2 protein-coding genes are annotated in these 481 nt (G+C 61.1%); one reads left to right on the top strand and one right to left on the bottom strand.

Annotation, left to right across the window (positions count from 1 at the left end; genetic code table 11):
* The coding region (locus tag EN935_RS39915) for a hemerythrin domain-containing protein (RefSeq protein WP_164771923.1) at window positions 1–285 on the top strand (285 nt) is incomplete at its 5' end.
* Here EN935_RS39915 and EN935_RS39920 read toward each other — a convergent pair.
* The coding region (locus EN935_RS39920) for a helix-turn-helix domain-containing protein (protein WP_127374448.1) at window positions 282–481 on the bottom strand (200 nt) is incomplete at its 5' end. The genes EN935_RS39915 and EN935_RS39920 overlap by 4 nt on opposite strands.

Consider the following 481-nt stretch of genomic DNA (forward strand, 5'->3'; position numbering starts at 1 on the left):
CATCAATACGAAGAGGCGGTGATCTTCCCTGCTTTCGAGGACGCCGTGGTCGGCAGCAATGCGAACCTTGCCTCAACCCGGCGATTGCGGGCCGAACATGTGGAAGACGAATGCTTTGCCGGTGAGGTGACCGAAATTCTGCTGGCCATCGGTCATGGCGAGACGGTCGAGAACCCCGAAGCCATCGGTTTCATGTTGCGCGGCCTGTTCGAGAACTTGCGCCGGCACATCGCGTTTGAACGCGAGCATGTCCTGCCGATGATCGGGATCGTCGACCGGGACTAGACGCCGGAGCGGCTCGCCAACCGGGCAAGGCTGTCCACGGTCACATGGCGGTTGTTGTCGATCCGGATCACGTTATCCGTCCGCAGCCGGGTCAACTGGCGGCTCACCGTTTCGATCGTCAGGCCGAGGAAATCGGCGATGTCGGCACGTGTGAGCGGCAGCTCGAAGCTCGTCGAGTTGGTGTTTGGATCAAGCG

This window comes from Mesorhizobium sp. M7D.F.Ca.US.004.03.1.1 (assembly GCF_003998635.1).
Taxonomy (GTDB): Bacteria; Pseudomonadota; Alphaproteobacteria; order Rhizobiales; family Rhizobiaceae; genus Mesorhizobium; species Mesorhizobium loti.